Genomic DNA, 21987 nt, shown 5'->3' on the forward strand with positions numbered 1-21987 from the left:
GCACTGAGTCGTGCCGCCAGCGCGCCGGTGCGGTCCAGCGTTAAAGGATCGTCGCCGGCTCGCTCAACACCGCTGTCCGGCCACGGGCGGGCGTGCTGGCGCAGGAAATCCAGCATATCGTTGAAGGCCGCGCGCGCTATGCCCTGATCGATAGCCGCATGCATAATTTGCGCAAAGGGGCCGAGGGCGGTGGGGCGCTCGAACGCTGTCTGGAACGGCACCACATCCCCGGCATCGATCGCCACCTCACGGAACTGTACGCTGCCGCTACCGGTGGTGCGTTGACCGAAGCCACTCCAGTCATCCACCACCGTGACGCCCGCCTGGTTGCGCGGCACGAAGACCAGCTGCTCTTTACCCTCATCGCTCAGGGCTGACACAGGGATGCGATCGGCAAACAGCGCACCCGTACAGTAAAACTTATCTCCCGTCAGGCGCAGGCCGGCGGCACTGTGCGTTAGCGCGGTGGATCGCTGATGCGCGCCGGGCGAACTGAACTCCGCCAGCGCATTCCCGTAGTGCGCACCCGCCAGCACTTCGGCGTAGTAACGCTGTTTTTGCGCCTCGCTGCCATTGATGCGCAGTACTTCCAGCGCGTAGAAGTGATTTTGCGGCACCTGACCAATTGAACCGTCGGCGGCGCTAAGGATGACGAAAATCTCGGCCAGTTCAGCACCTGAAATGGCAATGCCGCCATAATCGCGTGGGACGGTAATGGCACCGAGCCCGGACTGAAAATAGCGCTGCAGTTCCGCGTGTGGCAAATCACGCGCGCGATCGCGCTGGGCCGCACCGTGGCGGAAGCGCTCCGCCAGCGCATGCGCGGTCTGTATTGCTTGCCCGGCGCTGGTAATAGGGCGTGCCTGCTGTTTAGCTGCAATCTGTGTCATGCCTGCTCCTTAAATCCACGCATGACGCGCCGGGAGTACGCCATTGAGGTAGTAGTTGCCAATGGCATGGGTTTTCCAGCGCACCGGATCGTGCAGCGTGTGCGTCCGGGCATTGCGCCAGTGGCGATCGAGCCCGTGTTTCAGCAGCGTGGCGCGGCTACCGCCCCACTCCAGCAGCTTTTCACTGGCCCGCAGCGCCACGCCCGTGGTCAGCACTTTGGCCTCTGCAACGGCGATAGAAGCCCGCGCTCCCGCCTCCGCAGTGAGCGCTGACTGATCGAGAGCATCCAGCAGGCGTGCCGCGCGCGCCAGTAAAGCATTGGCCGCGCTTAGTTCAGTAGCAAGACGACCGACATCGGCAACGATATAGGGATCATCTGCATTGCGGCTGACAGCAGCATCAACCCATGGGCGCGAGCTGCCGCGCACAAATTCCAGCGCATCATCCAGCGCACCCTGAGCAATTCCGGCGTCTATCGCCGCCTGAATCAGCTGTGACACCGCGCCACGCAGCGTCGGTTTCTCCCCTGAGGGCAACGGGATAGTCAGCGCCGCATCCACCGGAACCTGGTGCAGTCTGACCGTGCCGCTGGCCGTGGTGCGCTGACCGATACCGGACCAGTCATCAACAATCGTGACCCCCGGCGCAGGCAGCGGAATAAATGCCATAACCGGCTGCCCGTTATGCTGCGCGGTGGTCACCAGGATGTCGGCAAAGAGCGCGCCCGTTGAGTAAAATTTTTCACCGCTGAGCTGCAGTCCATCGGCTGTTGTCACCAGCTGCGCCTGAACATCCCGCGTATGTTTGCTGTTCTTCTCCGGGCCGCCGTTGCCCAGCCGTTTACCGCTCACCACCGCCTGCAGTAAACGCTGCTGCTGCCCGGGTGCGCCCTCGCCAAGGATGAATTGGATCAGGCCGAAGTGATTTTGCGGAATCTGCGCAAGCGACGGATCGCTGGCGGCGATCAGGCGAAACACTTCTGCCACGGTCTGGAACGATAATCCGCCACCGCCAAAGCGACGCGGTACGCTGATGCTGCCTAATCCCAGCCGGGTAAACTGTTCAAGCAGCGCCAGCGGATAGATACGCTGCCGATCGCGTTCCACGGCACCCTCTTTGGCCTGTGCAGCCACATGCTGTGCTGCCTTAATCGCCACAGAATCAGCGGTAATAACGGCCGCAGGCATTAATAAAACATGGCTATTTTGCATCATTGTTTTCGTCACTTTTTACTGCGCAGTGAATAAGAGGCTCGCCCGGAAACGGGTTACGCGCCACGTCGTTAATAATGGCGTGAACGCGATAATAAACAGCAGCAATCGCCAGGGTAAATAGCGCGGTTATGCTATATCCGGTTATTAACATGCAGGAATAAGCTTTAGAGAAATGACGCCTTAATAAAGCGTTAGCGGACGGGGAAGCAGCGAGAAAATAATTAAAATTTGCCCGCGATAATTCTTAATGATTATTTTGATAATGAAACGCAGAAAGCGTAATAACTGCATGGAGTGGCGCAAATCATGCGCCACTCACAACCCGTTAACTGTCTGCCAGGAGTAACATCCTGCCCGGTTAATCAGGCTTTAGCATGGAACATCGCCGGCACGTAACTGCGCGTCCACTCACTCTTTTCGCTGTGCGGCGTCTCAATGCTCTCAACAAGCTTCGCCATCTGGTAGGTTTTAACCGTTTCACGCTGCGTCAGCTGCTGCGAGAAGTGGGCGGTCAGATTGCCTTTGGCATCCTGAGTGACATCGGTTGAGGTGCGCTCCTCATCATGAACCTGATGATAGTGATAGTTCTGCGAGGACTTCATCTCATTCAGCGCCAGCGGATGTGAGGCGTCCAGCGCCGTGTGGAAGCTGGCATTGAGTTTAAACAGCGTGTCCTGCTTCATGCTCTGCGTGCTGCCATTTTTCTGCTCGCTGCTCTGCTGTGCCACCTCGATGCCAAACGTATCCTCCTCTTCCGGCTTCATCGGGTTTACAGAGCGCGCCGTTTGCTGATAGCTGGCAGAGAAATCTGCCAGTCCGCTAATGGCGCCGGCCTGGGCCGCACTGGCGCCCACGGTAATCGACTGTGGCCCACTGATGGCCTTGCTGGCCTGCTCACTGGTGCCATTCAACTGTGCGAAGCTGGTTTTAAACAGCGCCAGCGCGTCACGATCGCCGTGCCCACGCTGCGCCGCTTTATCAAACTTATCGCTCCACTGATTCAGGGCGCTTTGCTGCTGCCCGGCGTTGCTGGCCTGCGCCAGGCTACGCATGTCGGTGGTGAGTTTGAAACTGGCATCGGCATTGTGGAAACCCAGCCAGCGCGTGGTGTCATCCGCGTGCAGGTTAAGTGACTGCAGCACGGTATCGCCGCGACGCACATCGGTTTTCAGATCAACGCTTTTCAACTGCTGCGCATCAAATTTAAGCAACTCGCTGAGGTCAGGTTTACCGCCGTCGCTGTCCAGACTATCCAGCGCCTTCTGCAGCGCACCCGAAAGCGCACTCACCGCCGCGGCTTCGTCATCGCTCAATTTGCCGTGGGTGGTTTTAAGCGCCATCGCCACGCCATCCTGCTGTCGCGTCATTTGCAGGCTAACGCTCACGCCGGATTGCGTAGTGATATCCAGGGCGATGGCGCTTTGCGTATCACTGCTCCCTGCCGCGCTGGCCGGCACGCTGATCACGGTATCGGCGCGCTGAGTGGTAAGAGCGCTTAACAACGCGCTTCCCATACCGTTCATGCCCACGCCTTTCGCGTGCAGCGCGCCCATCGCCTGGCTCTGCATCCCGGCGGAGATATTGCTGCTCGCCGTGACGCGCGCCGGCGTGATTTTATAAATAGCGGAGATAGCTTCCGTGGCCTCACTGAAGGTCACTTTTGTCGAGGCGTCTGCCGTTAACGTGTTCTGCGCGGCCCGATTTACTGCTGAACTCTGTACCACTCGCCCGCTGCCGCCGGGGCTAAGAGAGACATGATTGTAAAGCCCGATACCGTTAATCATCCTGACTATTCCTTATGAGCACTATACCCGTACGTTATCGGCCATCTTGACGAAATCTTTACATTCAGCGATGAAGGATAAAAGAGCCAGACTCGGTTAAAATTAATAATCATTATCATTAAGGTGGTGGGCTTTAACATGGAAGTATGCATACCTGCTAAGGAGATCTCATGCGCTGCAACGTTACCCTGTCACTGATTATTCTGACCAGCCTGTTGGGTATAAGCCATGACGTTTTTGCTCGTCCGGACATGCAGCCACTGGGGCCAAACATTGCTGACAAGGGCTCGGACAGTTACCGTTTCAGCATCAGGATGTTTAACTCGGCGGATGGTCAGCGGCACTACAAAGTGTGGACGGCCGTCCCGCGTAAAGCCGCGCCGGCGGGTGGCTATCCGGTGCTGTACATGCTGGACGGGAATGCAGCCATGAACCACTTATCACCGGATCTGCTGCAAACGCTGGCGGCAGGCAATGCGCCGGTGCTGATCGCGGTTGGTTATCAAACGCCGCTTCCTTTTGATCTCAACGCCCGAACTTATGATTACACGCCTCCGCAGCAGATCAATGACAAGCGCGGCCGACCTGCGGGCGGCAGCCCGGTGTTTCGTCAGCTGCTGGAGCACACCATCGCGCCCGAAGCTGAAAAAGGGGTGCGCATCAACGCGCAGCAGCGTGGCATCTGGGGCCACTCTTATGGCGGCCTGTTTATTCTCGATAGCTATTTGTCGTCGCACTTTTTTCAGCGCTACTATGCTGCCAGCCCTTCGCTGCGCGGAGACACGCCCTTAATGCAGCAGATGCGCGATGCTGCACCGTTGCCGTTACGCACCAAACGGCTGGTACTCATGGAGGGGGACGGTGACACGCGCGCTGGCGTCGCCGATAAACTGGAGAGGATCGAGCGTACGATCGGCCAGATGAGTGGCCGAGGCATCTCAGTTCGCTATCAGCTGTTTCCGGGCCTGAGTCATGGGCCGATGTTCCCGCGTCGCTGGATAGCGCGCTGATGAATATGGCCAATTTAGCGCCCTGAACTTGCATGCACGCGGCGCACCCTGCTGCGCCGCGCCAGGTCAATTAATTAAAAAACTTGATGTCCGTCGGCGTAGAGATAGTGGCGGCCACACCACGGGGTTTTAATTCGCCGCTGCTTTCATCGAAGTCAAACAGCGTTATGGAGTTGGTGAACACGTTAGCGACATACAGATGTTTACCGCTGGCATCAAACGAGAAGGCACGCGGCTCAATACCGTCGGCTTTATAACGTTTCGGCGTTCCCGGCGATCCATCCTGCCCGATTTTAAATACCAGCAGATGATTATCAGAGCCGCGATTGGCAGCGATAATATAGTGGCCCTGCGGACTGAGAATAATGCCGCCGCCGCTTTTGTACTCTGCTGCGCTATTATCCGGGTTGAGTTTCACACTGGTGACTTTGGTCAGGCGATCATCATTGGCGGTAAAGACCACGATCTCACCGGCCATCTCCGTAATGACATACGCGTGTTTGCCGTCTGGTGAGAACACCATATGGCGCGGGCCGCTGCCCGGCGCAAAAGTGACGTCGCGCGTGCTGTCAGCCTGCAGCGGCTCCGCCCGGCCAGCTTCATAACGGTAGGCATGCAGCTTGTCAGCACCGAGATCGGCGGCATACAGGTATTTGCCGTCCGGCGTGAAGGTCGTCGAGTGCGCGTGTCCGCCATCCTGACGATCTTTCACCACGCCGCTGCCCGCTTCAAAGGGAACGTGCTGCACCTGCTCGCCCAGTTTCCCGTCAGAGTGTATCGGGAAAACCGCCACGCCCGCGCCGCCTTTGGCGACGGAGTAGTTGGCGACAAACAGGAACTTTCCATCCGGACTGATGGTCGCATGCGTTGGCTGCTGCCCGTGGCTATCCACCACATTTAACACCCGCACCGCGCCTGATGGATCGATCGCCAGCGCGGTGACGGCGCCAGCATTCTCTTCGTTAGTCGTGTAAGCAAAGCGACCGTCATGCGATTTTACAATCCATGAGGGGCTTTTCATTTTGATCACATCGAGCGGCGTTAACGTGCCGTCACTGTTCACCTGCAGACGATAGAGCCCTTCGCTCGGATGTGCCGGTTTTTGCACCGCAGGCGCATCCGGGATACTGGTCCATGTGCCCACTAAAGCTGTCTGATGTTGCGTATTCTGCGCCATAGCACTCCCCGCTAGCGTATAAAGAGCCAGTGATAATGCCACGCTCAGCGACGATGCTAAACCACCGCCGGTTGTTTTTGGGTATCCACTCATCTTGTCCCACCATAATCGGAATATTCGCGTTACAGATCGCGATAAAAATAGTTATCAGAAAAACGCGCGTCAGCGGCGCGCTGTTAAGCACTATAGTGGGACAGAAATAAAGCGAGCCTGTGGGAGATGATCGACTTCACAAAACCGGTTATTTAATTGTGCGGTGGGAGTGGTTTCGCGGGATGGGCTTTACCCGGACATATCACACGGCTTCTCTGGAGTGGCGACCCACCAGGGCCGCCCGAAACCTGTGCAACGTTCAGCAATAGCGGGCGCGGAGTTATAACCCCGCAATCCGTTTCAGATCCGCCTCTGCGCCAGGGGCGACCGCCAGCACCTGGGCGCCTTTCAGCAGCCGCTCGCCCTCCGTATTGAACGGGTGATACCAGCCGCCCGCCTCTTTCACCAGACAATAACCGGCCAGACAATCCCAGGCGTGCATATAGGGCTCGTAATAACCGACCACGCGCCCTGCCGCCACCCAGGCCAGCATCAGCGCGCCCGAACCAATACGGATAAAATTGCCACCCGCGGCAAGGATCGATGCCAGAATCCTGCCGACCTCGTCCGGACTGACATGACTATTGGCGCCGAAGCCGGTGACATGATTCTGCAAGGTGCGCGTCGCATCAAGCTGCAGGCGGCGGCCATTCAGCGTCGCGCCATGGCCGAGCGCTGCCACATAACACTCCTGATACGTTGGCGCATAAATCACACCCACCACCGGCACACCGTCATGCAGCACCGCCACTGAAACACACCAGTTCGGCATGCCATTCAGAAAAGGGCTGGTGCCGTCAATCGGATCAACTACCCATGTATATCCCGATGAGCCGGCCTGCAAGCCGTACTCCTCGCCCAGAAAACCATCGTCCGGAAATTGCGCCCGAATTTGCTGATCGATCATCTGTTCCACTTCACGGTCAGCGCGGGACACCACATCCTGTAAATCGTACTTGGTCTCCACCACCAGCGTGTCGCGCTGATGAAAATAGGCCAGCGCCTTCTCCCCCCCGGCACGCGCCACTTTCTCTGCCGCAATCAGGCGCGATAACAGCGCATCATCTACCGTGTCACTCATGGTTTTTCCTTACTTTAGCCGGTAATCAGAGCCAGACCCTGAGGTTTAAAATCAATTGCCACGCTGGCGGAGAGCGGTCGCTGCTGCTCCATCTGCGCATCCACAATAAACAGAGAACCCAGTTCGGTTGCCACCTCATATTCGATGTGATCGCCCAGCCAGGTACTGTGCGTCACCTCACCGCGCAGCGCGCCCGTCGCGCCGTCGTGCAGCGTAATAAATTGCGGACGTACCGAGAGCTGGGCTGCGCCAGTGCGCAGACCGTTGCCACGCACGCGGTAGCGCTGGTTGCCCAGCCGCACCAGCGCTTCGCTGCCCTCAATTTGCTCAACTTCGCACGGCAGGATATTCGCCTCACCCATAAAGTCGGCGATAAATACCGAGTTCGGCGCGTTATACAGGGTTTCAGGCGCGCCCTGCTGGGCAATATCCCCCTCTTTCATGACAATAATTTTATCTGACACCGCCAGCGCCTCCTCCTGATCGTGCGTCACGTACACGGCGGTAAAACCCAGACGCTGTTGCAGATCACGAATATCGGTACGGACACGGCGGCGCAGCCGCTCATCGAGATTGGATAACGGCTCATCCAGCAGCAGTACCTGCGGCTCCAGCACCAGCGCGCGCGCCACGGCAATACGCTGCTGCTGTCCACCGGAGAGCTCCGACGGCAAGCGCTGCCCCTGGTTCTCCAGCCCCACCAGCTTCAGTCCCTCACGCGCGCGATCCTGCACTTCCCGCTTCGGCAGACCGGAGGATTGCAGGCCATACATAATGTTATCCAGCGCACTCATGTGCGGAAACAGCGCATAAGACTGAAACACCATCGCCACATCGCGCTCATTCGCAGGCAGTTGGGTCACATCTTTACCGCCAATCAGGATGCGCCCAGATGTGGGATGTTCCAGTCCGGCCAGCAGCCGCAGCGTGGTGGTTTTACCGCAGCCGGAGGGGCCCAGCAGCGTCACCAGCGTGCCCGGCTCCACCGTCAGCGAAAGATCCGGCAGCGCGTTAAACCCGGCAAAGCGTTTCGAAACGTGTTCAAACACCACGGAACCAGCAGTGATGGCGGTCATACGGCACTCTCCTGAGTTAATGAAGTCGGGGCAGCGGGCGCAGCAACATCAACGGGGCGGACGACACGGCGCAGTTTGCGTTCGCCTACCAGCACTGGAACGCGCCGATGATCAGCAGCATCACCACGATCAGCACGGTGGAGTAGGCAATCGCAACGCCGTACTCGCCGTTCTCCACCAGTCCGACAATGTAAGACGTCGCCATGTTGTACTGGGCGCTGACAAGGAAAATAACTGCGCTGATGGAGGTAATCGCGCGCACAAAGGCGTACACCAGTGCGGCGCTAATCGCCGGTTTCAGCAACGGCAGCACCACTTTGCGCAGGGTGCGGAAGCTGTTAGCGCCCAGCGTCAGTGAGGCTTCATCCAGGCTTTTATCCAGCTGGCTCATCGCCGCAATGCCGCCCCGAACGCCAACCGGCATATTACGGAACACAAAGCAGGCGACGAGGATCATTGCGGTACCGGTGATCTCCAGCGGCGGCAGGTTATACGCCATCACGTAACTCACGCCGATCACCGTGCCGGGGATGGCAAAGCTGAGCATCAGCAGGAATTCAAACGTCTGACGTCCGGCAAACTTTTGACGCACAATCAGCCAGGCGGTAAGCAGACCGACAATCGCGGTGAGCGGTGCGGCAATCAGCGCGATCTCCAGCGTGGTCCAGAAGGAGTTCCACGCCACGCCGCTCCACAGCAGATGACCGTCGCTGACGGTGACGCGGAAAGCGCGCACGTAGTGATCGAGGGTCAGTGCATCATTTAATCCCCACGACTGGACAAAGCCGCCGACCAGAATCATGCCGTAAATCACCAGCGTAAACAGGCCCCAGGGGATAACCATGCCATAGACGCCAGCGCGCAGCACTCGCGGCAGCTCCCCGTGTTTGCCGCCGTCCCCTTTGCCGGTAACGGTGGCAAAATTTTTCCCGCCCAGCCACAAACGTTGCAGCACAAAGGCCGCCAGCGTAAAGCAGAGCAGAATCATCGCCAGCACCGCGGCGCGGCTCGGATCGTTCTGCGCGCCGACCACCGAGAAGAAGATTTCAGTAGAGAGCACGCCGTGACTGCCCCCCAGCACCATCGGATTACCGAAATCAGCCATGCTTTCGATAAAGCTAATCAGAAACGCATTGGCCAGTCCCGGTGCCATCAGCGGCAGTGAGATGCGGCTGAAGGTGCGCCAGCGGTTGGCGCGCAGGGTTTGCGAAGCCTCCTCCAGCGAGGGGCTTACGCCCTCTACCACGCCGATCAGCACCAGAAACGCAATCGGCGTAAATGACAGAACCTGCGCGATCCAGATGCCGGTCAGCCCGTACAGCCAGCGCCCGGGTTCAATCCCGAACAGCGCGGCGAGATGCTCTGTGACCACGCCGGACCGGCCAAACAGCAGAATCAGCGCCAGGCCAATCACAAACGGCGGCGTGATGATGGGCAGAATGGTCAGCATACGCAGCGCTTTTTTGCACGGCAGCGGCGTGCGCGTGGCAGCCAGCGCAAAAGCGAGACCAAGCAGCGTTGAACCGCTGGCGGTCATCAGGGCCAGCCACAGCGTGCGCCAGGCCGTGCCGCAGGTGCCCCCTTTCAGGCAGGCCAGGCTCCAGATGGAAGGGTCCTGAATGTTGCTGATCAGCCCGGCGGGCTGGAAGCTGCCGTCAATGTCCTGAACGGAGACCACAAACATGCTCAGCACCGGATAGAGCACGAACACACTCACCAGCGCGGTCAGCAGAACCAGCGAGGCGACAACAAAAGCATCCCCCTTGAGTACGCCGCGCTCCGCCAGCGCAAAGGAGAACAGCAACAGAAATACCGTCAGCAGCAGCAGTGCCCCGGCTCCCATCGCCGGCTGCCCTGCGCCAGCGCGCCAAAGCGGTTCTCCAGCCACGTCCAGCTCCAGCCGCTATAGCCGATGGCGTGGCCCTCTATGACCAGAAACAGCACGCCGCATACGCTAAACAGCAGCAGCAGACGGCTACGCGCCCTGCCCGCTAACCCGGCGCTGGCCGCACACAGCACCAGCAGGGCCACGGCAATCGCCAGCCACGGATGGGTCGCAAGCTGCCACAGCGCCGGCGCGCTGGTTTCGTCGCGCCATAAGCCAGACAGCCAGCCACCGTCAAAGAAACCCGCTTCCAGGCTGTACCACGGCAGCAGCGTCAGCGCGACCGCACCCAGCAGCAGCACCGCTGTCAGTCGGCGATTATTTGCCTTCATATCACACCTCAATCAACGATCATTGCGCTTTGCATCGGCGCCGCAGCAGTCGCTACGGCGCCACGCCTGTTCTCCAACCGGCTTACTGCGCGCTGGCGCCAATCTCTTTATCCCAGCGGCCCAGCAGCGCTTTGCGTTTGGCCGTATCGCCGTAGGTTTTGAAGTCGTAGTCGATCAGTTTGATATTTTCGAAGCGCGGCGCGTACTCAGAGATCTCCGCGTTGCGGTTTGACGGCAGCTGGAAGGATTTCGCCTCTTTCATGTGCGACTGCGCCTCAGCGCTGAGCGCCCAGTCGTACCAGACTTTGGCATTGGCCAGATTGCGCGCGCCTTTAACAATCGACATGGAGCCGATCTCGTAGCCGGTGCCCTCGCACGGCGCGACGGTTTTAATCGGGAAGCCATCAACCTGCATCGCGACGGCATCATGCATAAAGACGATACCCACGGTGGTCTCGCCGCGCGCAGCAGCTTTAACCGGCGCCGAGCCGGACTTGGTGTATTGCGAAATGTTGGCGTTGAGCTTTTTCAGGTAGTCAAACGCCTTATCTTCGCCCATGATCTGCACCAGGGTAGCCAGCGTGTTGTAGGCGGTACCGGAGGAGTTCGGGTTAGCGATCTGGATTTCACCTTTGAACGCCGGGTCGAGCAGATCGGCCCAGCACTTCGGCTCCTTGAGCTTTTTATCCGCCAGCAGCTTCGTGTTATAGCCCCAGCCAGCGCGCCGGCATAGATACCGACGGTGCGATATCCTGCGTTCTCCGCCTGCTTCTGCGCCCACTCCTGCTGCTGATCGAGCAGCGGTGATTTATACACCTGCGTCAGCCCCTCCGCCGCCGCCTGCATGTGCGGATCGCCCGTGCCCGCCCACCAGATGTCGGTGCGCGGGTTGCGCGCTTCACTGCGCAGTCGCGCATAGGCCTCGCCCGCAGAGAGACGCACCATGCTGACTTTGATATCCGGGTGCGCCTGGCTAAAGATGCGCGTCATGTGCTCGCACACCACCACATCGGCCGAGCAGACCATATTGAGATTACCCGCTGCCGAGGCAGCAAATGGCAGAGCGGTGCAGCAGAGGGACAGCGCAATGGCCAGTGAGGTGTAGCGCATGATGTTCTCCTTGGTTGGCAGGGAACGTGCTTAACAGAGATTTTTATTTGCACGTGTGTGCAAATTAGTAATGAACAAGAAATAGCCTGTCAAATGGCTATTATCGCAATTGGCAGGCTATGTCACAAAAATGCAACAAATGTGATCTCAGACAATTTGCACAGCTTTGCAATTTACGGCAGACTCTTTTTAGCCAGTAATCGCACAGGAGTTAAGCATGCAGAATGATAAGGCGGGTGTGAGCGCGCAGGATGTGGCGCAGCGCGCGGGGGTCTCGCGTTCGGCGGTGCGCGCGCCTTTACGCCGGGCGCCAGCGTCTCCGCCGCCACACGTGAGCGCATCATGAAAGCCGCCGCTGAGCTGGGGTATCACGTTAACCATCTGGCGCGCGGGCTGGTGCGTAATCGCAGCGGCATTGTCTGCCTGATCGTCTCGGAGATCGCCACACCCTATCGCGCCAGCCTGGTGCGCTGCTGACGCAGTTTTTACAGGAGGCGGCAAAATTGCCATGCTGATCAATACCGATCGCTCCGATAACAGCGTCTCCGCCGCGCTGCTGCAGGCGATCAACTTTCGCGCCGATGCATCGATCATTCTCTCCGGTATGCCGGATCGCACGATCACGCGTCAGTGTTATCAGCACGGCCAGCGCATCATCCTGATTAACCGCGACGAAGCGTTAACCGGCTCGCTCAGCATTAACCTTGATGCACAATCGGCTGCGTCCACGGCGGTGATGGCGTTTCAGCGCGCTGGCTGTCGTCACCTGGCTTTCGCCAACTCGCTGGCGGGCACTCCCAGCCTGCTGAAGCGCGAAGCGGCCTTTATCGCGGCTGCCGAACAGGCGGGATTAGCGGTGAGCGTCGAGCGTTTTGGTACCACCTCGTATGAGAGTGGACAGATTCTGGCGCACCGCCTGCTGACGCGCCACCAGCGTCCGGACGCGGTGTTTTGCGTCACCGATTTGGTGGCATGTGGATTTATGGATGAGGCGCGCCACCGGTTTCAGCTGCGCGTCCCCCAGGATCTCTGCCTGATCGGCTACGACAATATCGCACAGGCAAACTGGTCATCGTATAACCTCACCACGTTCGCCCAGCCGGTTGAGAAGTTTGCCAGTGACGCCGTGCAATGGCTGCTGCAGACCGAGCAGGCGGAAAATACGCTGACGCCGCACAGTGAGCAGCAGCCTGACACGCTGCTGTATCAGGCTGATGTGGTGTGGCGCGGCTCGGTACGCGGTGGCTGAGCAGGTAGAAAACCGGGCACTTAGCTATGCAGCGCCAGCCCTTTAATTGCCTTATCCACGGCTTTTTTCGGGCCACGCAGCGCAAGGCCGACCAGGTTAAGGTTGGCGGCATCTTCAGCCAGAAACGCGGCGCGGTTGGCGGCGTCGTGGCCGGTGGCGAACATCGCTTCAACATACGGGATCAGCGTGAGTTCGCGTGACAACCCCTGATGGTGCGCACGCTGCAGAGCCGGCAGGTCGCCAGCGAACACCAGCATCGGTTGCCCGGCCATCCTGCCGTAGTGGTGCCCCTGCGCATCCACATAGGTTTCACCCATCATCTCCGGCGCCGCTGCCGCGATGCCGGTGGCGAGAAAGGCCACCACGTTAAGGCGCTGCCAGGTGGCTAAATCGTCACGCACAACCAGGGCAATTTTAGTATCAAACATCGGTCACTACTCTCCTGAGAGGGAAAACCCCATCATCGCGAAGACGGTAGTGAGCGGTATAGAACGTTTGTGCACTGGCGCTGATAAGCGGCTGGCGTCATGCGGTAAGCGCGCTGGAACCAGCGTCCGAGGTGGCTTTGATCGGCAAATCCCACCTGCGCCGCCACCCGGACCGGTTCAACGCCCTGAGCCAGCAGCGCGCGGGCTGTGCGCAGACGTAAGCGCACCAGATAAGCGTGCGGAGATTGACCAAAAGCCTGTTTAAACTGGCGCGTCAGGCGGAAACGATCGATGCCGGAGAGCCGCGCCAGCTCGTCCAGCCCAATATCCTGCGCCATAAAGTCGTGCAGATAGTCGCGCAGCAACTGCATCTGACGCAGCGCGGCGCTCGGGCGTTGGCCCGGTTTCGTCTCCAGATGCCTGGAGAGCAGCGTCAAAAGGTGATCAAGGCTCTGATCGCGCGCCAGCCGCCCCTCATCCTGATGCACGGCAAACCACGCCTGCTGAATGGCGCTGGCAAGCAGCGCATCATCCGTCAGCGTGTGGCGGAACGCGCCTTCAATGTTTGAGACATCCCCCAGCCCGCGTCGCTGCATCATCTCCGTGACCCAGCGCTGTGGCAGATAGAGCATGACATAGGTAAAGCCTTCGGCGTCTGGCGCATGCCCGTCGTGTACCGCCCCCGGCTCAATCAGAATGGCCCGGCCCGGCGTGCTGGTGTGTAGCGCACGGTGGCAATTGAAGCGCTGCAGCCCCTGCTGAGTGACGCCCACCAGCAGTTCATCATGATCGTGCGGATCGTAAGCGTGCCCGCAGAAGTGTGCGTTAACGCTCTCAATACCGGTCTCATCATCGCGACGAAATTCGACCCAATCGTGGCTGGCTGGCATAGCGTGGCTGAACCCTCTGAGGATTTATCCTCCGTAGCCTAGCAGCAGAAACCACCCATAATCCAGCGGTAACAGCAGCAGCATACTCAGCACGAACAGGGTGACGCAGAGCTGTAAACCCGCTTTAGCCGGCACGTTGCCCAACCCCATCGCCACGACCACCGGCGAGGCCTGATAGGGCAGCAGCGGTGTGGCGTAGGCGAATACCTGCAGCATAATGACGCCGAGCAGCGGAAAGCCCGACGCGTTCGCCAGCTCCTGCGCCATCGGCGTCACCATAGCGGGCACGCCGTTTGCGGTGAGCACAAAATTAAGCAGTGAGACCAGCGCATTGAGCAGAACAAAGTTGTGGAATGAGGGGGTTTCATGCAGCGGCAGGATGCTGAGCAGCAGATTTGCAATCAGCCTGCCTAAGCCGGAATCGACCACCAGCGCGGCCACACCGAGAATGCCGGCGATATAGATACAGGTGCGGATATTCACGCCATGGGTGAAGTCATCGCCGGAGAGAAAGCCGATACGCGGCAGCAGACAGAGACAGGCCGCCGCCAGGCCAATCCACGCGGCGGAGATCCCGTGCAGGCTGTCGGTCATCCACAGCAGTAACGTCAGCGCCAGCAGGCCCATCAGCCGCCACTCGCTGGCGCTGAGCGGTGCCAGATTTTCCCGCTGGTTCACAGGCTGTGGCTGCGCCCGGAACAGAAAAATGATGCAGGCACTCAGCAGCAGCCCTTTGGCCAACCCCACTACCGGCATGTGTAACAGCCACCACGGCAGCCACTGCAGATGCAGGTGCCAGGCGCTCTCCGCCGCACCGCTCAGAACAAGGTTTGGCACGTTAGCCGGCAAGATGCTGGCGGAGAGCTGAAAGGTGCCAAAACCCACTGCCAGCGCCAGACCAATGCTGCCGCGGCTGCCGGGTCTGATACCGGCGCGCTCACCCAGCGCCAGCACTACCGGCATCAGCAGGGCAATACGGCCCATATTGGAGGGCATCACCAGCGCCAGCAGCCAGGTCAGCAGAATAGTGCCCATCACCATGCGCGGCCAGCTTTGACTCAGCGGCACCACCAGCCAGTTTGACCAGCGCTGCGCCAGGCCTACTTTGCGAATCGCCGTGCCCAGCACAAAGCCGCTCAGCACCAGCCAGAAGGCGGATGAGGCGAAGCCGCTAAACACGCTGCTGGCGGGCGCAATCTGCAACAGCATGGCGGCGGCAAAAAACAGCAGCGCGGTGAGGTACTCCGGCAGGCGGGCCAGCGCCCATAACAGAATAGTAATGCCAACCACCAGAGCGGTCAGCCAAAGCGGCGTGTCGGTTATCACGACTGAACTCCTTTTCGCTACAGCGCACAAAACGCATCAGCATAGTGCAGTTGCGCGGCGAAAAGGATGAAGCAGTTAACGCTTTGTTAATTCGACAGGTCGGTCAGCCAGTGAATTAACGCTTCACTGCCCGGCTGACTGAGCGATCGCTGCGGCCAGGCCAGGTAGTAGGGTTTACTGAGCGGCAGGCTGAGTTCATCAACAATCTGCAAATCCCCACGCGCCAGCTCCGCCGCAATCAGCCGGCGCTGGCCGAGCAGAAGGCCGGCTCCGCCAACGGCGGCATCAATCGCCAGCGAGGTGAGATTGAAGCTGAACGCCGCCTGTGCCGTTGGTTCAATCATCCCCTTCGCCTGAAACCAGCTGTGCCAGTCAGGCAAAAATCGCCCGTCGTTGCCCCAGTCAAGATGAATTAAGGGCGCCTGCGTCAGCAGCTGCGCGCGGTTATAGCGCTGCATGAGCGCCGGGCTGGCAACCGGCAGCACCTCATCCACAAACAGTCGCTGCTTATCGAGTTGCGGATAGCGATCCTCGCCAAAGCAGAGCACAAAATCAGCGGGCGTGGCGTTGAAATCCACCACCGCATGGGTGCCATGCAGGCTGAGATCGCTATCCGGACAGGCGGTACGCCAGTCGGCAATGCGTGGCAGCAGCCACTTTGATGCCAGCGCCGGCAACGCATAGAGCGTTAATTTGGGTCGCGTGGCCGTGTGGCGCAGGTTCTGCTGGCCCAGGTGCAAAATATCAAAGGCTTCGGTGACGTAGCGGAGATACTCTTTTCCGGTATCCGTCAGGATCACGCCCGTCTGCGTGCGCACAAACAGTGCGCTGCCCAGCTGCGCTTCCAGCTGCCGGATCTGCTGGCTCACAGCCGCAGGTGTCAGGGCGAGCTGCGCGGCGGCTTTTGCCAGGCTACCGAGCTCTGCCGCAACCTTAAATGACTGAATAACGCTGATTTTGGGCAACCGTGAGGCGTGCGCAGGCATTAAGGTTTCCTTAGCGGGTCGTTAAATATTTATCGTTACGCACTACCTTATCAGCAGGTTACAGTCATCACACCCCTGTTGATGATAAGAGTGATAGCTATGTCTGCTTTGATACGTTTCGATCTGCATCCGCTGGATGACGCTGACTGGCGTCAGCGCTGCCGGCAACAACTCGACCAGCATGGCGCGCTGGTGCTGCGCCAGTTTCTGCAACCCGCGGCGCTGCAGGCGATCATTGCTGAAGGCAATGCGCAGCGCCATCGGGCATATCACACTCAGAGCAAACATAACGTCTATCTGCAGAAACCTGATGAGGCATTCAGCGCCGATCATCCACGCAACCGCGATGTACTGAGTACCAAAGGCTGCATCACCGACGATGTTATTGCCCCTGATTCACCGCTGCGCCAACTGTATAACGATGCGCTGTTTCAGCAATTTTTGTGCGATGTACTGGGTGAGACCGCGCTGTATCCCTATGCCGATCCGCTGTCGTCCATCAATCTGCATTACGCCCCTGAAGGCCAGGAGCTGGGCTGGCACTTCGACAACTCCTCGTTTGCCATTACCCTGCTGGTGCAGAAGCCGCGCGCCGGCGGCGTGTTTGAGTATGTGAAAGACCTGCGTAATGCTGATGCCGGCGAGATGAACTATGCCGGCGTGGCGGCGGTGCTTGATCGGCAGCTCACGCCGGATGCGCTGGAAATTGATGCCGGCGATCTGGTGTTGTTTCGCGGACGCAATTCGCTGCATCGCGTGACGCCCACCGAGGGCGATATCACCCGCATGCTGGCCGTGCTGGCGTACAACACGCAGCCGGGCATCGCACTGTCAGAGACCGCCCGCATGACCTTCTATGGGCGACTCTGACGCAGACGACAGCGGTCAGATCGTTTCGCGCTGTAGCGCCTGCCAGCCCCGGATAAAGATCTGCCGGGTGCGGAAAGCCACCAGTTCGCGCCAGTCGGGGTCGGTGGGCCAGAAGCCCTCGACCAGCTGCTGTTTGATCGCCAGCCCGGCCTCACTGGCCGGATCGCCCTGCAGATGCAACCAGTGATCCTCGCGTACCCGGCGGTGCATCTCTTCGCCGGGCCAGGTGCCGCACTCCACCACCAGCGGCAGGATGTGCGTCTGCGGTAATGCTTTCAGTAAAAACTGCGACACATAGCCGGTGGCCGTAGCGGTAACGCCAGTTTCGCTGTCGCGCCCGGCACCGGTATACAGCAGCGTCAGCCACTCACCATAGAGTTTTTTTCCCCACGCATGCGCCGGCACCGGCTGTTCCGCAATCGCCAGCAGCATCGGATGGCCCCAGGCACCCGCGCCGGTATGCAGATCAAAGCTAAGAATGGTGCTGGCGTGCGCTAAGTGATCGCGGAGGATGCGTTGCAGGGTGTGATACGACCAGCCGGGCTGCTGTCCGCCGTAGAAGAAGCCATCGGCCGCCTGGTACTGGCCGGCTTCTGCCACGCGCTTCACCGCCGGCCAGCCCGCCTGGCGCAGCGTCTCTGCCAGCAGGCGGTCGGCCTCTGCCCGGTTCCCCTGATAGAGCCCGTGCCACTGCGCATAGCCGGTATTGAGCGGCGCAGGGCGGCTGAAATCAATGAAATGGCGGTTGAGATCGATATTCTCTTCGTTCACGCGCCGCAGATGGGATGCCCCCCACGGATTCAGCAGATGAAGCAGAACGATGGCCGTATCCGTCGGCAGCGTATCGGGCGGCAGATCGTCCAGCCAGGCAATCTGGCTATCCGATCCATAATAGCCTTCAACGCCGTGCGTGCCGGAGATGACCAGCATGAGCTTTGATGCCGCCGGATCGCCAATAACCGCAACATCCGTACTGAGCGCTTCGCCCTGACGGCCGATTAACGGATGCGGATAAGTTGTTACTGCGCCGTGATGACGGGCAACGGCGGCAAGGAAGCGTGCGCGCTGGCGGGAGAAGTCTGGCAGAAAGGTCATGATTTTCCTGAAGCAGGGAACCGGAACGCTCAGACTACCCCTCTCCCGCAGGAGAGGGAACCCTTTAGTACGGCGGGTGACGGAGTATCAGAAACGATACGTCGCAGAGACAGAGAAGTTGCGCGGTTCGCCGTAAACGATGCCGCCGTTGCTGACGTTTTCATCGTACGCTTTGTCGAACAGGTTGTGCAGGTTAGCCTGTAGCGCAAGGTTTTTTGTGACGTCGTAACGGGCGAAGAGATCCACCAGCGTGTAGCTGCCCTGGCGCGCACGCCAGGTACCGTTTCCGTCCGGTCCACCTACATCGCTGTATGTTTTCGACTGCCAGTTAACGCCCCCGCCGAGCGTCAGCTGATCCAGCATCGGCAGGCGATAGCTGGTGAAGAGATTGAAGGAGGTGCGTGGCAGTTGTGAGTTGTAGCGTTCGCCATCGGCATCTTCCGCAACGTACGATGTGCCGCCGAACGTCATCTGCCAGTTATCGGTTAATGCGCCATTAACCTCAAACTCGACACCACGACTCACGACGCCCTTCTTACCGACATAAATAGCGCTGCCGGTCTCCGGGTTAGTCTGGCCAGTGCTCTGACCTACGTTATCCAGCTCAGAGCGGAACAGTGATACAGTAGTGGTCAGGCGGCTGTTGAACCAGTCTGACTTCACGCCCACTTCGTAGTTTTTCCCGATGACCGGTGATAAATAAGCACCCGATGCATCCTGATAGTCCTGCGGCTGGAATACCGATGTATAGCTGGCATAAGCTGACCAGTTATCATAGAAATCCCAAATCACACCACCGTATGGCGTGGTATTGTTCTTCTCCAGCTCCGCATTTAACGTCTGACGATTCCAGTTGGTATAGCGCGCGCCCACGATCACATGCAGCGGATCGGCCAGGTTAATGCGCGTGGCAACGTAGGCCGATTTCTGCCGGACCAGCTGGGTATCGGAAGCCGGCTCGCGCGGATTCCAGTTCGTCTCAGGGAAATTACCGTTGTAGTTATTAAAGTTGCCCAACTCGTCGGACGAAATATTGGCCCACGCGCTGTAGTACTTATTATCCTGACGATTGTAACTGACGCCCAGCATCAGCTCATGCTGACGGCCCAGCAGCTCATACGGTCCGCTGGCAAAGGCATCCACCGCGTCCACTTTACGCTTACCGGTGTTGTAGCCCGTTCCGCCAACTACCGGATAGTTGGCATACGAGGATACGCCTGCGCCGGTGTTTCTATCAAAGTAGCCATCGAGATACAGCTGCTTACTGTCGAGCACCATCTCATCGTGCGTGCCGTTCAGCGTCACGTTCCAGCCGTTATCGAAGTTGTGCTGCAGATTGACGAAGAGCTTTTTAAACTCTTTGTCGTTATAGGCCCAATCCGGCGCCGTATTGTAGCCACGACGGGCGTGGATCTGCGTGCCATCGGTATACCAGCGTGGCGAGCCGCTCCACATCGGTGAGTCGGTGTTGATCTGGCTGTACTCATACCCCACCGAAAGTTTGGTGGCATCGGTAAGATCGGCATCTACAACGCCATACAGGAAGGTTTTGTCTGCACCGTAGCGCTCAATAAAGCTGTTCCGGTCCTGATAACCAGCGACGATACGCCCACGCACATTGCCCTCAGCTGACAACGGCGCAGAGAGATCGGCGACATAACGCTGCTTGTTCCAGCTGCCGTAACCCGCCTCAAGGCTGCCGGTAAATTCTTTACTGTCGGCGTGCTTGCGCACCATGTTGATAGAGGCGGAGGGATTGCCCGGTCCGGTCATCAGGCCCGTCGCGCCGCGCACCACTTCAATGCGCTCATACAGCGCGGTATCCGTTTGCGCATCGCCGAGGTTCCAGCGCGAAGCGAAAGTGGTCGGAATACCGTCGGTCATGTAGTTGTCGATGATAAAACCGCGGGAATAGTAGTTAGTGCGGTCCATATCGGACGAGACGCCCTTAATGCCGGTGGTATTACGCATGACATCGTTCAGCGATTGCAGCTGCTGATCCTGCATGCGCTGCTTGCTGACAAGGGTAACGGATTGCGGAATATCGCGCGCGGTGAGCGCCATTTTGGTGCCGGCGCGGGTCACCGGCACGCTGTAATCTGAAGCGGCCTGATCCTGCTGCGAAGTGGCGCTGGCATCAACGGTAAGAGTCTGTTCGCTATTTTGCGTTTCAGCCGCCTGCGCAATGCCCGAGGTGACCAGCATCGCCAGCAGTGAAAGGCGCAGCGCACGCTGCGGCACACGGCCTGCTTCCCTGACGCGCATATCTTTAAAAGACATAATATTCCTCAATCAACTTATCGTTATTTTGTATGGCGGCGGACCCGCTGACGTCTGCTGGCTCCTGCCATCCAATAACGTGCTGAGAAACCTGGCAGGCTGCGCTACACGCCCGACCGCGCCCTCCTGGCGCAAACAGAACAGCAGCTAAAGTGCCGTTAAGAAAGCAAATGAGAAATATACGCATTAAGATTGCGATTGCAAGAAATTGTTACGTGACTTCCGGAAGCTTTACAATTAGATAAATGCTTTGTTCTTCAAGGGTTAACCGGCAGGAAAGAGTTTTTACTGGCAATTATCACGCAGGTAAAGATAGCAACGTTGTGATTGTTAAAGAGTTTGTTGCCCGGTCGATTAACGGCACGGTTCCCGCTGATGTCAGCGGAAGGGCTTTTTTGATAAGCCGGAGCGCGATTAAACACCATCTGTTAAGGCTATTATTGATGCCGTTTCGCGCACCATATTGCCGTATGTAAAATAAGCACATTAGGGTGACGTTAATATATGCGGCAGGAGTGCTTTATATCTTCCCTGCCCGCCAGGCTATTATGAGCGATATTGAACATTACTCACTGAATGGTATTTTCCGGACAATTCTGTTATTCCCCCAATATTTTCATTTGAAAAAAAATACCGTATCATGCGCGCTTTCCATTCCGACATATAAGTAATAAGGGTTTTATTCATGAGCGATGCACTTAAGGCATTGAACAATCTTCGTACACTGCGTGTCCAGGCGCGTGATATTGAGGTTGCGGTTTTAAACGAAATGCTGGAAAAGTTCGCTGTGGTGGTCGCCGAACGCCGTGAAGAAGCTGCCGCAGATAATGCCGCTCAGCGTGAAAAAGAAGAGAAGCTGGCGTTATATAAAGAGATGCTGCGCAATGACGGCATTGATATTAATGAACTGGCGCAATTAAACCAGGCAGAAACTAAGCCTAAAGCGCGTCGTGCGCCGCGTCCGGCAAAATATAAGTTTATTGATGAAAATGGTCAGGAGAAATTCTGGACCGGCCAGGGCCGTACGCCATCACCAATTAAATCAGCCATCGATGCCGGCGGCTCTCTGGATGACTTTCTGATTTAATCCGGGTTACAGCATCCCTTCCATTTGGTTAATTCGCACACACTTGTTTGCTGTATTTAGCATTGGCGCTCTGGCAGCGAACTGGCGGCCCTGACGGGTCGCCACTCCAGAAGCTGAATGTGG

General features: G+C 58.4%; 15 protein-coding genes and 3 pseudogenes. 4 read left to right on the top strand and 14 right to left on the bottom strand.

The window, feature by feature from the left end:
* The 3 genes from HA48_RS16885 to HA48_RS16895 all read right to left on the bottom strand — a co-directional run.
* Nucleotides 1–890 (bottom strand): acyl-CoA dehydrogenase family protein (locus tag HA48_RS16885; RefSeq protein WP_128602359.1); only part of this gene is annotated, 890 nt, incomplete at its 3' end.
* 9 nt (nt 891–899) lie between these two features.
* Nucleotides 900–2105 (bottom strand): SfnB family sulfur acquisition oxidoreductase, encoded by a 1206-nt coding sequence (locus HA48_RS16890; RefSeq protein ID WP_128602377.1) that lies wholly within the window; start codon nt 2103–2105, stop codon nt 900–902.
* Nucleotides 2106–2467: 362 nt separating this feature from the next.
* Nucleotides 2468–3889, bottom strand: coding sequence for a hypothetical protein (locus HA48_RS16895; protein ID WP_128602360.1), 1422 nt, complete (start codon nt 3887–3889; stop codon nt 2468–2470).
* Nucleotides 3890–4059: 170 nt separating this feature from the next.
* Between HA48_RS16895 and HA48_RS16900 the strand changes: the two genes are divergently transcribed.
* Nucleotides 4060–4899: an alpha/beta hydrolase gene (locus HA48_RS16900; protein WP_244182890.1), complete on the top strand. Its 840-nt coding sequence runs from the start codon at nt 4060–4062 to the stop codon at nt 4897–4899.
* 70 nt (nt 4900–4969) lie between these two features.
* On the opposite strand, the gene HA48_RS16905 is transcribed toward HA48_RS16900, so the two are convergent.
* The 5 genes and pseudogenes from HA48_RS16905 to HA48_RS16925 form a co-directional block, all read right to left on the bottom strand.
* The gene (locus tag HA48_RS16905) at nt 4970–6076 is read right to left on the bottom strand and encodes a lactonase family protein (RefSeq protein WP_128602361.1); all 1107 of its coding nucleotides are present in this window, start codon (nt 6074–6076) and stop codon (nt 4970–4972) included.
* A 373-nt stretch (nt 6077–6449) separates the two neighbouring features.
* Entirely contained in the window at nt 6450–7250 is an 801-nt protein-coding gene (locus HA48_RS16910) for an inositol monophosphatase family protein (protein WP_128602362.1), read from the bottom strand.
* 14 nt (nt 7251–7264) lie between these two features.
* Nucleotides 7265–8326, bottom strand: a complete 1062-nt coding sequence (locus HA48_RS16915; RefSeq protein WP_128602363.1) for an ABC transporter ATP-binding protein — start codon at nt 8324–8326, stop codon at nt 7265–7267.
* Nucleotides 8323–10543: pseudogene (locus HA48_RS16920) on the bottom strand (ABC transporter permease). The gene HA48_RS16915 and the pseudogene HA48_RS16920 overlap by 4 nt, the downstream one beginning before the upstream one ends.
* An 82-nt stretch (nt 10544–10625) precedes the next feature.
* Nucleotides 10626–11653: pseudogene (locus HA48_RS16925) on the bottom strand (ABC transporter substrate-binding protein).
* Nucleotides 11654–11870: 217 nt separating this feature from the next.
* Here HA48_RS16925 and HA48_RS16930 point away from each other — a divergent pair.
* Nucleotides 11871–12902: pseudogene (locus HA48_RS16930) on the top strand (LacI family DNA-binding transcriptional regulator).
* Nucleotides 12903–12922: 20 nt separating this feature from the next.
* Here HA48_RS16930 and HA48_RS16935 read toward each other — a convergent pair.
* The 4 genes from HA48_RS16935 to HA48_RS16950 form a co-directional block, all read right to left on the bottom strand.
* Nucleotides 12923–13330 carry a DUF2000 family protein gene (locus HA48_RS16935; protein WP_128602364.1) on the bottom strand — a complete coding sequence of 136 codons (408 nt, stop codon included), beginning with the start codon at nt 13328–13330 and terminating at the stop codon, nt 12923–12925.
* A gap of 32 nt (nt 13331–13362) precedes the next feature.
* On the bottom strand, nt 13363–14220 hold the full coding sequence (locus HA48_RS16940) for an AraC family transcriptional regulator (protein ID WP_128602365.1): 858 nt from the start codon (nt 14218–14220) through the stop codon (nt 13363–13365).
* A 24-nt stretch (nt 14221–14244) separates the two neighbouring features.
* A complete protein-coding gene (locus HA48_RS16945) occupies nt 14245–15543 on the bottom strand; it encodes an SLC13 family permease (protein WP_244182891.1) in 1299 nt (432 codons plus the stop codon).
* An 89-nt stretch (nt 15544–15632) separates the two neighbouring features.
* Nucleotides 15633–16532: a LysR substrate-binding domain-containing protein gene (locus HA48_RS16950; protein WP_128602367.1), complete on the bottom strand. Its 900-nt coding sequence runs from the start codon at nt 16530–16532 to the stop codon at nt 15633–15635.
* Nucleotides 16533–16631: 99 nt separating this feature from the next.
* Here HA48_RS16950 and HA48_RS16955 point away from each other — a divergent pair, with 99 nt between their 5' ends.
* Nucleotides 16632–17402, top strand: a complete 771-nt coding sequence (locus HA48_RS16955) for a 2OG-Fe(II) oxygenase family protein (protein ID WP_128602368.1) — start codon at nt 16632–16634, stop codon at nt 17400–17402.
* A 15-nt stretch (nt 17403–17417) separates the two neighbouring features.
* Here HA48_RS16955 and HA48_RS16960 read toward each other — a convergent pair whose 3' ends face one another.
* Both HA48_RS16960 and fhuE read right to left on the bottom strand, forming a co-directional pair.
* Nucleotides 17418–18497, bottom strand: a complete 1080-nt coding sequence (locus HA48_RS16960; RefSeq protein WP_128602369.1) for a DUF2817 domain-containing protein — start codon at nt 18495–18497, stop codon at nt 17418–17420.
* 87 nt (nt 18498–18584) lie between these two features.
* Nucleotides 18585–20777 carry a ferric-rhodotorulic acid/ferric-coprogen receptor FhuE gene (fhuE, locus tag HA48_RS16965; RefSeq protein ID WP_128602370.1) on the bottom strand — a complete coding sequence of 731 codons (2193 nt, stop codon included), beginning with the start codon at nt 20775–20777 and terminating at the stop codon, nt 18585–18587.
* A 685-nt stretch (nt 20778–21462) separates the two neighbouring features.
* Here fhuE and HA48_RS16970 point away from each other — a divergent pair.
* On the top strand, nt 21463–21864 hold the full coding sequence (locus HA48_RS16970; RefSeq protein WP_128602371.1) for an H-NS family histone-like protein: 402 nt from the start codon (nt 21463–21465) through the stop codon (nt 21862–21864).
* Nucleotides 21865–21987 lie beyond the last annotated feature (123 nt).

Origin of the sequence: Pantoea wallisii (genome assembly GCF_002095485.1) — a bacterium.
In the GTDB taxonomy this organism is placed as follows: domain Bacteria; phylum Pseudomonadota; class Gammaproteobacteria; order Enterobacterales; family Enterobacteriaceae; genus Pantoea; species Pantoea wallisii.